Source organism: Devosia sp. (genome assembly GCF_017307495.1).
GTDB lineage: Bacteria > Pseudomonadota > Alphaproteobacteria > Rhizobiales > Devosiaceae > Devosia_A.
This window is the reverse complement of the sequence record NZ_JAFKHE010000008.1, coordinates 1-11,157: the sequence shown is the minus strand read 5'-3', so window position 1 is coordinate 11,157 and position 11,157 is coordinate 1. Positions and strand designations below refer to the sequence as shown.

10 protein-coding genes are annotated in these 11,157 nt (G+C 67.1%); 1 reads left to right on the top strand and 9 read right to left on the bottom strand.

Annotated elements, in window-relative coordinates:
- Positions 1 to 131: 131 nt before the first annotated feature.
- From merBA to J0I99_RS00235, 4 genes are read right to left on the bottom strand one after another with little or no spacing between them, the layout of a single operon-like run.
- Positions 132 to 2,372 carry a bifunctional organomercurial lyase/mercury(II) reductase MerBA gene (gene merBA / locus J0I99_RS00250; RefSeq protein ID WP_024899004.1) on the bottom strand — a complete coding sequence of 747 codons (2,241 nt, stop codon included), beginning with the start codon at positions 2,370 to 2,372 and terminating at the stop codon, positions 132 to 134.
- The gene (locus J0I99_RS00245) at positions 2,369 to 2,617 is read right to left on the bottom strand and encodes a hypothetical protein (RefSeq protein WP_024899005.1); all 249 of its coding nucleotides are present in this window, start codon (positions 2,615 to 2,617) and stop codon (positions 2,369 to 2,371) included. The genes merBA and J0I99_RS00245 overlap by 4 nt, the downstream gene beginning before the upstream one ends.
- 1 nt (position 2,618) lies before the next feature.
- Positions 2,619 to 2,909 (bottom strand): heavy-metal-associated domain-containing protein, encoded by a 291-nt coding sequence (locus J0I99_RS00240; RefSeq protein ID WP_024899006.1) that lies wholly within the window; start codon positions 2,907 to 2,909, stop codon positions 2,619 to 2,621.
- 21 nt (positions 2,910 to 2,930) lie between these two features.
- Positions 2,931 to 3,356 (bottom strand): mercuric transporter MerT family protein, encoded by a 426-nt coding sequence (locus J0I99_RS00235; RefSeq protein ID WP_024899007.1) that lies wholly within the window; start codon positions 3,354 to 3,356, stop codon positions 2,931 to 2,933.
- Between the two features lie 85 nt (positions 3,357 to 3,441).
- Between J0I99_RS00235 and J0I99_RS00230 the strand changes: the two genes are divergently transcribed.
- A complete protein-coding gene (locus J0I99_RS00230) occupies positions 3,442 to 3,870 on the top strand; it encodes a helix-turn-helix domain-containing protein (RefSeq protein ID WP_024899008.1) in 429 nt (142 codons plus the stop codon).
- Between the two features lie 16 nt (positions 3,871 to 3,886).
- On the opposite strand, the gene J0I99_RS00225 is transcribed toward J0I99_RS00230, so the two are convergent.
- The 5 genes from J0I99_RS00225 to J0I99_RS00205 all read right to left on the bottom strand — a co-directional run bounded on the left by J0I99_RS00225 (position 3,887) and on the right by J0I99_RS00205 (position 10,890).
- Positions 3,887 to 4,813 (bottom strand): zincin-like metallopeptidase domain-containing protein, encoded by a 927-nt coding sequence (locus tag J0I99_RS00225; protein WP_024899009.1) that lies wholly within the window; start codon positions 4,811 to 4,813, stop codon positions 3,887 to 3,889.
- Positions 4,814 to 5,034: 221 nt separating this feature from the next.
- Positions 5,035 to 5,475: a hypothetical protein gene (locus J0I99_RS00220; protein WP_024899010.1), complete on the bottom strand. Its 441-nt coding sequence runs from the start codon at positions 5,473 to 5,475 to the stop codon at positions 5,035 to 5,037.
- On the bottom strand, positions 5,472 to 7,634 hold the full coding sequence (locus J0I99_RS00215; RefSeq protein WP_291395064.1) for a hypothetical protein: 2,163 nt from the start codon (positions 7,632 to 7,634) through the stop codon (positions 5,472 to 5,474). The genes J0I99_RS00220 and J0I99_RS00215 overlap by 4 nt, the downstream gene beginning before the upstream one ends.
- Positions 7,634 to 9,475: a hypothetical protein gene (locus tag J0I99_RS00210; RefSeq protein WP_024899012.1), complete on the bottom strand. Its 1,842-nt coding sequence runs from the start codon at positions 9,473 to 9,475 to the stop codon at positions 7,634 to 7,636. Before J0I99_RS00210 ends, J0I99_RS00215 begins: the two co-directional genes overlap by 1 nt.
- Positions 9,472 to 10,890 carry a site-specific integrase gene (locus tag J0I99_RS00205; RefSeq protein ID WP_024899013.1) on the bottom strand — a complete coding sequence of 473 codons (1,419 nt, stop codon included), beginning with the start codon at positions 10,888 to 10,890 and terminating at the stop codon, positions 9,472 to 9,474. The genes J0I99_RS00210 and J0I99_RS00205 overlap by 4 nt, the downstream gene beginning before the upstream one ends.
- Positions 10,891 to 11,157 lie beyond the last annotated feature (267 nt).

Sequence of the window (11,157 nt, the reverse complement as noted above, 5' to 3'; positions counted from 1 at the left end):
TCGGCGATTTATCTGAACAGTCAACCTGTCTCAGGCGGATTTTGCGGCGGCATTTGCCTGAAAACACACGCGCTTCCGCTCGACCTCGACGCATGAGACAGATTCGAGGGCCTAGAGACCCTCGAGCCTGCTCAACCGGCGCAGCAGGACAGCTTGGCGACGTCCTTGTCGAAGGCTAGCGCCGCAAGCTTCAGACCCTCGACGGTGGTGAGGTATGGAAAGATCGTGTCGGCGAGGTCGGCGACGCTGAGGCCCTGCCGGATCGCCAGCGTTGCGGTTTGAATGCTGTCGGCGCCTTCGGGCGCGAGTATATGGGCGCCGAGCAGGCGACCATTGCCGGCGTCGGCGACGAGCTTGATGAGCCCACGGGTGTCGCGGGCGGCAAGCGCACGGGGTACCTGGTCGAGGCCGATCGTCGACACTCGGACCGCATATCCAGCGGCGTGCGCGGCGGCCTCGGTCAGCCCGACGCTCGCCACCTGCGGATCGGTGAACACGATGGCCGGCATGGCACTGTTGTCGTAGCGCTGGCTGTCGCCGTTGAGGGCGTTCTTTGCCGCGAGCTTGGCGCCATAGGCGGCCATGTAGACGAACTGGTCGCGGCCCGTAACGTCGCCGGCGGCATAGACCCCGGCTCGGGTCGTCCGCATGCGGTCGTCGACGACGATGCCGCCCGTCGGCGAGACGGCGATCCCGTGCTCGGCAAGGCCGAGGCCTTCGATGTTGGGCGTGCGGCCGGTGGTAATCAGCACCTGGTCGGCGTCGATCGTGACATCCTGGTCGTCGCGCATGACAGTCAGTGAGATACCGCCCCCGGTCGTGCGGATTGCGCGGTAGGTGATGCCGGAGACGACGGTGATGCCCTCGTCCTCGAAATACCCCGTCAGCGCCGCGCCGATCTCCGGCTCGGCCTCAGGCAACAGGCGCGAGCGGCAGACGAGTGTCACCTTGACGCCGGCACGGGCGAACATCTGGGCGAGTTCCGCACCGATATAGCCGCCGCCGATGACGAGCAGCGAGTGCGGCAGTTCCTCGAGGTCGAGGGCCGACGTGCTGGTCAGATACGGCACGGCCTCGATGCCGGGAATGGCGGGGACCGCCGGCCGCGCGCCGGTGGCGATGACGATCTTTCCGGCGGGAATGCGCGTGCCGTTCACCTCGACACCGCCGTCGAACAGGCGCGCCGGCCCGTCGCGGTAGGCGATGCCATTATAGGCGGGAAGCAGGTCGACATATTTGGCCTGGCGCAGCTCGGATACGAGCGCGTCCTTCTGCCGAATGGTTCCGCGCCAGTCCGTCAGTTCGGCCTCCGCCGTGATGCCGGCAAAACGCGCCGCCACGCGCGCGTTGTGCAGCGTCTCGGCGGCGCGGATCAGGGTCTTCGATGGTACGCAGCCGACATTGACGCAGGTGCCGCCGATGGTGCCGCTGCCGATCAACGCGACTTGGGCGCCCTGATCGGCGGCCGTGATCGCGGCGGAAAAGCCGGCCGAGCCGGCGCCAATCACAACGAGGTCGTAGGCGCCGCCATTGCGGCCATTGGCGCGGAGAGGGTGCTCGGCGGCCGCCGCACTCTTGGACGCCACATCGAGACCGGCAAGGCTCGGTCCGAATAGGGCGCGGCCGGCCTGCAGTCCTTCCTCGATCGACAGCCGGAAACCCGGCTCGTCGGCGGAACGGTCGTCGCGCCAGGCGGATAGATGCTCGTCGGAGCAGAAGAAGGCGGTCGTCGCGCAGAGCGAGCTCGCCGCGCAGCCGCCTTCATAGCGGACACTCTGCCACATGACCGCCGTCGTCGGCTCGACCTCGGCCAGCGCCCGTCCTTGCTCCCGCGTCGTGATCCGGATCGGCGCGCCGCAATGGCGGCATTGCGAGGCAATAGCGATGTCACGATTGGTCATGGCGCCGATGCCGAGCGCGTCAACCGCACACATGGCGTTAAGAACGCGTCCGTCCAACGTGACCCGATGGCCCGTCTCCCGGTCGGTGAAGGGATAGGCACCGACGATGCGCTCGCCGTCGAGGACGACGAGGTCGCGCCGACGCAGTTCTTCGAGCAGAGACGGGATGGCCGTCTCGCTGAGTTCTGCACGCTCCGCGAGCGCGCCCGTGGTCGGGCCTCGTCCGTCTTCGGCATAGAGCTTAAGCAGCGCGACGCGCACGCGGTCCGTCGCGGGATCATAGCCGCTCCAGCGGTTGAGCACATGGTCGGAGCCGACCATCGCCTGCAGGGCGTCGCGGACCGCCGGCGATCTGACGACCGACCAGTCGGGAAAGGTCACCCCCGGCCGCACGGCAAAGCTCGGCGGTGTCGCAGGCGTAGAGATGCCAGCCTTGCCCGGAGAGGGGGAGGATGCGCAGCAGTCGTTCATGGCTTCATGCCTTCCTTGTGGATGTTTGTTTTGCAGGCCGCGGCTCTTGCCCGGCGATGATGAAGGCCCCACGCAAGCAGACCCAATCCCACGACCATCAGCGGAAGCACCACCAGACCCGCACCAGCCAGCCCGGCGCCAACACCAGCGAGCGGCAGACTCAAGGCGACGAGCGGCGCTGCGCAGCAGATCGCGGCGAGGACCGCGCCGATCATGCCGGCACGGGCGAGGGCGGGGTCGGTCATCTTAGCCGCCCTGCTTCGTCGGGTGGGCCGGGTAGCCGGCATTCATGCTGGCTGCCGCGATCACGTCCGGGTTTGTCTTTGCATCGTCAAAGGTCACGGTTGCCGTCTTCGCCTCAAAGGAGACCGTCACATTGGCGACGCCAGAGACAGCCGCCATCGTGGTTTTGACGATGTAGGGACACGTGGCGCAGGTCATGTTGTCGACGGCGAAGGTGACGGTGCGCTCGCCAGCCCAGGCGGCCGGGGCAAGCATCAGCGAGCCTATCAGGGTGCAAACACTCAAACTCTTCATGAGATGGGTCTCCTCTCGGTGTCAGGCGGAAAGCAGCAGCGGAGCGACGTAGTCGAAGGCGAAGGCGGCCGCGACGAGAACCGTTGCGATCCACAGTGCGATCTCGACGAGGTGACTGCGGACAGGGCGCGCGCACTCAGCGTCGTCGGCACAGGCGCGCCGCGGCTTCCAGTAGACGAGGTAGAATCCGTAGCCGAGAACACCTGTAGTCCCGGCGACGAAGAAGGGCTTGTAGGGTGCGAGCGCCGTCAGATTGCCGATCCAGGCGCCGCCGATGCCAAGGCTGAACAGGATGAGCGGAATGATGCAGCAGGAGGAGGCGGCGAGCGCTCCGAGAATGCCACCGGCGGCGACCAGGCGCTGCCGCGCTTCCTCGCCACGCTGCGACGTCGTCAGGCTGACCACAGTCGGTGTGACATCTGAAGTCCCATGTCGTGATGCATTCATGTCGGGCCACGCTTTCCTTGCCGAATTCCTATCCGAGCGCTAATGTGCAGTCTGTAGCAACTACAGGGTCAAGAGGGTTTTTGCGATGCGCGATCACGCCGGGGTGAGAGGTATGCAGCGGGCCGAGCTTGCCCGGCGCACGGGCTGCAATCTTGAGACGGTGCGCTACTACGAGAAGGTCGGCCTTCTGCCCGAGCCGCCGCGCACTACGGCGGGTTACAGAAGCTATGACGACACGCACGAGCGGCGGCTGCGCTTCGTCCTGCGGGCGCGCGAGCTCGGCTTCTCCCTGGACGAAATCCGCGAGCTCCTGCGTCTCGTCGACGAGCGCAATCGACCCTGCGCCGAGGCGAGCGCCGTTGCCGCCGCGCATCTCGACGATGTGCGGGCAAAGATCGCCGACTTGAGGCGGATGGAGCGGGTGCTCAAGGACGTCGTTGCCCAATGCGGCGACGGCACGCTCCCGGAATGTCCGCTGATCGAGACGCTGTTCCAGGAGCGAACTGTCAACTGATCGAGTTGAGGGGCGCCTATGCGGCGCCCCGGACCTCATGCTGGCGAGCGCCGGCCTGCTGCGCGTGCATCCAGTCGGCGATCTGCTGCGCCTTCGCCGCGGCGGTGAAGATGGCGCGCTTGTCGGAACGCAGCACCTCGAGCCAGGAGGAAATGTAGCGGGCATGGTCGGGGCGCGGCTCGACGCTGAGGTTGAGATCGGCGCAGATCATCGCGCTCAAGAGCTCGACTGTGCATTCCTCCATGGCGTAAGCGGCCGAACCGAATCGTCCGGAAAGGGCGCGGTCGAGGCGATGCTTTGCTCCGGAAGCGTGACCACACTCATGGAGGAGCACGGCGTAGTAGGCGACCGCGTCGCGGAAGCAGGCGAACTCCGGCATCTGCACATGGTCGGTAGACGGGCGATAGTAGGCCTGTGGTCCGCCGTGGCGGATGTCGATGCCGAGGGCGGCGCAGAACCGTTCGGCCTGTTCGATGCGCTCGGCCTCGGACAACGCCGGCATCGATGGCGGCGTGTAGCCGTCGACCTGGGTGCAATTGAAGACGGTGTAGCCGCGAGCGAACATGCGCCGGGCGGGCTCGTCTCGATCCTCGTCGCCGTGTTGGGGGTCCGCCTCGTCGTGGCGGTCGGTGGTCTTCCAGAACACCACGAGGTGGCCGTGTTCGCCCTTGCGAACCTGAGCGCCGAGCGCCTGCCATTGACGATAGGTGCCCCAGATGCCGGCGGGATAGCCTGCAGCGTGGGCCGCGGCCCAGAGCGAGAGGATGTTGACGCCGCGATAAGCCTTGCTTGAGGCGACGTTAACGGGCGTTGTGATGGCCGATCCGTCGTGATGCCAGGGCATCCGGTAGTCGCCGGCGCCGGCTTCGATGGCGGCGATGATCTGGCTGGTGACGCGCTCGTAGATATCGGTCGGTGTCTGGCGGTTGCGATCTGTGGTCATGGGTGCCTCCTTCAGCTCGCCCTCTCCGTCGAGGGCGAGGCGGCAGGGGCAGACGCGGGAAGCCGGCCCGTCACACCCTGTTCTCGGTGCTGGTGCGGAACAGGGTTGATGGGCTGGCAGCGTCTGCCACACCCGAGCCCTGCCTCGACGGGCGAGTTGAAGGAGGCGACCGTGACCGACGACCGCAGAAACCGGCCGTCGACAGGGATGTGGCGCGGCTCTCAGTCGGAGCCGTCTCGCGGCCGGTGTCGCAGCGGAACGACCTTGGCCTCGCGCGATCGGTCAAGCTCGTCCCGCAGACCAGCGATCACCGCATCCCGCTCGGCGACCTGCAGCGTCAGCACCTGGATGTGCTGGGCGAGCGTGCGGGCGATGCCGCGCAGTTCGGCGATCTCGGCGCCGCGCACGGCGCGCAGCTCGGCTTCGAGTGCACGGACGCGCTCCTTGAGGGCCCTCGGGGAGGACTGCCGGTGACGCACTTCGGCCGCCCGGAACTCGGCGAGAAGATCAGCCGCACGGTTCGCCGTCGCCCGGCTGACGCCGGCTTCGCGCGCGAGATTGGAGACCGTCAGCGCGCCGTCGGTGCGCTCGGGGCGGCCGTCGAGCAGCCGCGCCATCGCCGCCCGCAACGCCGCCTCGCTCTTTGCGCCGAGCGCGCTCATGCTTCACCGTCCACGAGCGGCGCGATGAGCCGGCGCTTGCGCTCGTTGTCGCGGGTTATGGCTTCGCGCTGCAACGGCGACAGGCGCCGGTCGGCAAGCAGCCCTTCGCCCTCGGCGATCGAAGCCAGCCACGGCTCACGATGCCGGGCGGTCAGACAAGCGTTCGGGCAGCGATCGGGACTACACCGGGAAAGCGCCGGCGCCGTTTGCTCGGAATCCGTGGAGCCGGCGAGGCATAGGGCGGTCGCCGCATCGAAGAGGCAGTCGTTGAGGAAGCCGACGTGCAGCGTCCGTCCGAGATGGGCAAGCATGGTGCGCAGCCGCTTGCGCTCCATGATCCGGCCGGGAAGATCGCCGAGCTCGTCCTGGACGCGGGCGAATTCCCGTCGCAATCGGACCGCACCCGGTCCGGCCGGACCTTCCTGGCGAAGGAACGCCTCGTAATGGGCAACGATGTCGTCGAGCTGCCCGAGCGCGCGCTCACGCTCGACGGCGAGGCGGAAATCGGCCTGACTTGATCCGGCATAACCTTCGAACATGGCGACGGAGGCGTGCTTGTACTGGATCTTGCCGGCGATGGTGCCGAACGGCCGGTTGGCGATGTACCAGGCGACCGTGCGGCGCAGCTGCCGCGTCGTGAACCTCCAGGGCTCGTCGCCGATGCGCGGGATGGCCGGTTCGCCTTCCGAACGCGCGTCGAGGCCGTCACGGAACAGATTGAGCGTTGTCGTTGCGCCCATGCCGAGGTGGTCGGCGCTCCAGGGCCAGTCCTTCAGGGTTACCCACAGGGACGAGAGCCCCTTCTCCTTGCGATTGCGCGCCGAGAGCGCCTCCATGACTTCCACAGCGCGGGCGACCGGCTCGATGGTGATCCAGTCGGCGGTGACACCGCGCGGTCCATGGCGCTTGTAGACGGTGCTGCGCACCCGATAGCGTTCGACCAGGCCGTCGGCGCTGCGCACCGGCGACACGCATCCCGGCTGCATCGCCTGAACCTCGCTGTCGCGCATGCCGGTAAGGTAGGCGCAGACGAGATAGCAGGCGCCCTGCAGCATCCGCTCCTCGCGGGCGAGACTGAGGCTGTCGAAGCGCTCGCGCCATGGCAGGCCAGTGTCCGGGTCGATGGAGATCGGAGTATCGAGACCGCCGACCTCGGTTCCGAACTCGGCAACCAGCTGTTCGATCAGTCGCGCAGTCGGCTCGGACTGACTGACGCGCCCGCTCTCCGGCGCGCCGGCATACAGACGCATCAAATGGAGATTGTACGGTGGCAGCTCTGCGCCGGTCTGCGGGTCGATCCGGCGGGCGGCGTTGGGCGCGCGCTCCCAGATTGGCACGCCTCGGCCGGCGGCCCGGCGCACGTCGAGCCACTTTGCCACGCGGGCACGATAGGTCGTGGCGACGGCCCGACCCGTGCGCGCATCGCGCGCCATCAGCCGGGCGCAGCCGGCCTCGAGAGCGTCCAGCTCAGCCCGCGCCGCGAGAATGTCGGGTACGTAGATCTCGACATATTTGAGCGCCCAGCGAAGCATGGCGCCGATGACCGGCTCGGGAATGCGCGGCGTGGCGTTCTCGGCAGGCGCCGGCGGCCGGCCGGCGACGCAGTGCGCGGCGCGCCCCCGCCACGGCAGAAAGCCGATGCCGCCGCCGGTCAGCCACGGCGCCAGGTGGTGCAGGTCGATAGGCACCTCGACGTACTTCACCGCCTCATGCGGCGTTCTCCGGCCGCCGACGCGCGCATGCACCAGATAGGCGTCGAGCTGAGCCTGGTCGACGCGGCCGAGGTCGACGGCGCCGATCTGCGTCCGAAGGAACGCGGCAAAGTGCTGGAGGTAGCGCAGAAGCCGGATTGCCGAGGTTGCCCCGCAGGGCGCACGATATCCCGGCACGTGGATGCGCAGACGAGCGATTACATACTCCTTTGCCAGACGGCGCGTGGCCGGATCGGCGATGCGGGCGAAATTGAGCCGGTAATTGCTGTAGCGGGCGTTCACCCTGAAGATGGCGGCGCTCAAATCCCAGTGATCGTCACCAAAGCGGGGAAGCTGCGCCCGGTCGGCATCGTCCCTGATCGCGACGCCAGCCAGCACAGGCTCGTCGTCACTGTAAACGGCCGAAGGCAAAGACGGTTGAGCGAGAAGTGTGATCGGTGCTGGCATCATGGCGCTCCCGCTTCAGGCGGCAGGTAGATCAGCTTCGGGTCCGTAGCCGCGGCCTGTCGTGCCTCCTCGATCTCGGCATCACTGAACCGGGGCAGGATCTGATCGGCGATCCGGTCATGAACGCGGCCGAACTTCGTCGTCCAGTCGGCTTCGGTGAGCGCTTGTCGCTGCGTTCGGATGAAGCTGAGGAACGACAGTAGGGCAGGCAGCTTGCGGGCGGTGATCACCGCGTTGCTGCATTCGAGACAGCCCCAGAAGGGCGACGGACAGGCTTCGCCCTCTGTGCCGAACGGGCTCGCATAGAACCCGCCGCAACTCGCGAGCCAAACATCCTGCTCGCCGCTGAACAATGCGGTGACGGCGGCGGCGCCGGAAACGGGAAGATCGGTTGCGTGGTCGGGATCGACCCGGACGGCCGCTTCCTCGTCCGGCGATAGCACGCAGGGACGCAAGGCAGCGTCAAGTGCATCGCTCATGGCGTCGGCGATCGCGGCTTCGTGGACATGGCGAAGTGCGGGAATGTCGGCGTAGTGATTGGCCGCAATCGCGGCGGTGTGGCCGACCGCGAAGCGATCGAGTTGGCCGCCCGTGCGCCGATACCATGCCGCCTTGTGGGTCTTGCGCAGGCGCGTCAGGTTCAGACGAAGGGGCTGGCCCTGTTCATCGCGGATGTCGTGCCGGCGGGTCCATGAAGCTACAGGCTCCTTCATGCTAAGCGTGCGTGGGATTATGCGGCCCCAGGTGTAATGTACCCAGAGCGTGTCGCTACCGAGCTTGTCTCTGGCCGGCTGGGTCCACTGCAGGACCTTGCGGATCAAGCCGCCCGGTGTTGATGAACCACCGTCGCGCACGCGCAGCCGCTTCCACTCGGCGCCGCGCGCCCGGCGCTTACAATACTCAATCTCGACATAGCCACCCGCCGGATTCTTCAGGCAATCTGCCCGCAGGTCCTTGATCGCTTCGATCTCGAGCCCGGTGTCAAGCGAAACGAGGACGATAAGCGACACGAGGTCGGCGGCGAGCAGGTGCCGGCGGCCATGCAGATCGTGGATCAGGCGATCATTCGGCAGGCCACTCTCACGGCGGAGCGTGTAGAGCCGCTTGAAGCGGGTGTGCCGGTGCCCGATGACGCCTTCCGCATCGAGCGCCGCCATGGTCGCCGCGTGTGCCGCCGCGAGAGTGCTGCTTCGATCGGCATCCTCGACCGTTGGCATCCGATCTGCGTCGGCGAAACGGCGGATGATGGCGGCGAGATCGGTGCGCGCGGCGGTCCGCAACGCCGTAGCGACATCGTCTCCATAGGCATCGCGTGGCCGGGCGCGCACCCCCGATCGGTCGCTCGTGTACATCAGCCGCCGCGACGCATCGGGCGGCAGGTGGCCGGGCTCGGCGGCCTCGGCTAGCCGCAGCAGGTTGAGCACCTTGCTCATCCTTTGCAGCCGGTGATTGGGATGCAGGCCGCTCTCCTCCATCCAGGCATCGAAGCCGTCGATGCAGGCGGCGCTCACGTCGGATAAACTGACGACGTGGGGACTGACGGCGTCGAGATACCGCCAGAACATCCGGAGCGCATTGGCATAGGCGGAGGCCGTCGAGATCGAACCGGCCGGACCCCCGACCTGGCAGGCGCGCCAGAGCGTGCCGGCAAAAGTCCGGGCCAGTGCCTTGCGACCGCTGAGCTTCGTCAGGTCGATTGTCTTGCTGCGGTCCGCCAGCATGACGGTGAAGCGCAGCGACCCGATCGCAGTGGCGGCCTCGCCCTCGGGATCGGGCAACGCCTCGGGAAACAGCGCACGGCGGCCCGGCCGCCGCACTGAGACAGTCGTCGCGGCGGTCATGCGGCATCTCCGGCCGTGTCGTCGGCCCAGCGGTCCGCGGCCGCGTCGACCAGCTCCTGCGCTTCGGCAAGACTATCGAGATAGATGTGGGTGCTGGTCACGCTCGCGTGTCCCAGGAGGTGCTGCAGCTTCTGCAGCGGATCGCCAAGGATCCGCCGATAGGCTGCGCCGTGCCGATCTTGCGGATCGAAGACCACGCCGATCTGTTCGCGGATCAGCATGGAGAGCATGTTGACGGCGAAGGTGTGCCGCAGCGTGTGCGGCGTCACGTCGATCTCGATGCCGAAGCGGCGACAGCGGGCGCAGGCCCGGCGGAAAACAGCTTCCCAGGTGGCCGAAGGTACAGGCTGGCCGCCTTCGGTCAGCCAGAGCACGGCATGCTGCGCCGACCCGGGGGCGCCGACCAGCACGCACCGGCGTTCGCGCGGCGTCAGCCGGTCGAGCCGAACACGCTTGCCTGCGGCGTCTCTTGCCTTCCTGTCCTCCGGCATCAGCCAGAGCGGATCAGACACTGCCGGTTCGGACCGGGAGGCGGAGATCGTGCGCTCAAAATCGACGTAGTCGGCGATCATCCTCAGTACCCTTCGGGGGATACGGATGCGTCGGGGCCGTCCGCCCTTCGCGATCGGACCGGGAAGATCGAACGGCACTGAGCGCGATCCAGGCTCGGCCGGGTGCGGAAGCTCCGTCAGGAGCAGGCTGCCGGCCTCGGTCAGTCGCAAACCGGTCGTGACGAGAAGCTCGGCGAACAGCGCATTCCGCTCGCCGTTGCGGCCACGCCACGCCGGATCCTCGAAGCCGTCGGGCAGACGTCCTCTCAGCCCGACGTCGCGAAAGAGCAGGTAGCGGCCAAGATCGATGTATCGGGTATCGTGCCGACGTACTGCGCGCTCGCGCGCCCGGTTCGTCGTGACGGCCACCATGGCGCGCATCCCGGCCGCCCGCCGCAGCGCGAAGCCATAGCCGAAGGGCGAGGTCGTGATGATCTCCTCTTCGACGGCCCAGCGATAAAGCTTCTCAAGCGCTGCAACGCTCCGGTTCCAGCTCGACGCCGAAATGCGGTATGGCGCGTCAGATAGGCGCCGTGCCCGATGAAACGCCAGCACATCATGGCGATCAGCCTGCCAGACCGTCTTGCCGCCACGGCGTTCGCTGAGGAACCGCGCCCACACGAGAATATCCCGTGCGTAGGAGCGCCAGGTGTTTGGCGAGCGTGCACCCATGGTGGGACAGGCGCGGAGGAAGCGGTTGAGATCGAGATCATAGCTGCCGTCATCCATCAGGATGAACGGCATGCCGTCGATCAGCCCGGCGCGCTCGGCGATGTCGAGCGCGCCGGAAGCAATGTTCGTTGCGAAACCATCAATGGAAAGCGGGCGCGAAACAGCGCCAAGATCGGTAAAATACAACTGCACGCACGATACCTGAACGGAGCGCCTTCGGCGCAACTTCTTTGTTTGGAATGCGAGGGGTTCCCCTCGCGCTCTCCCGCTCGCCGCGTGGCAGGGGTGCAGGACTTTGCCTGCACCCCATGAACAAGCTTGTGGAGTCGCCGCCGCGTCAAGCGTTGTCCTCGCTTACGCTGCGGGAACGCTTGACCCGGACGTCTGAAGAGCCTCACCGGGCCGCCGATGATGCCTCCCCATGCCTGATTCTGAGACAGGATCACAGAGTCAGGATAA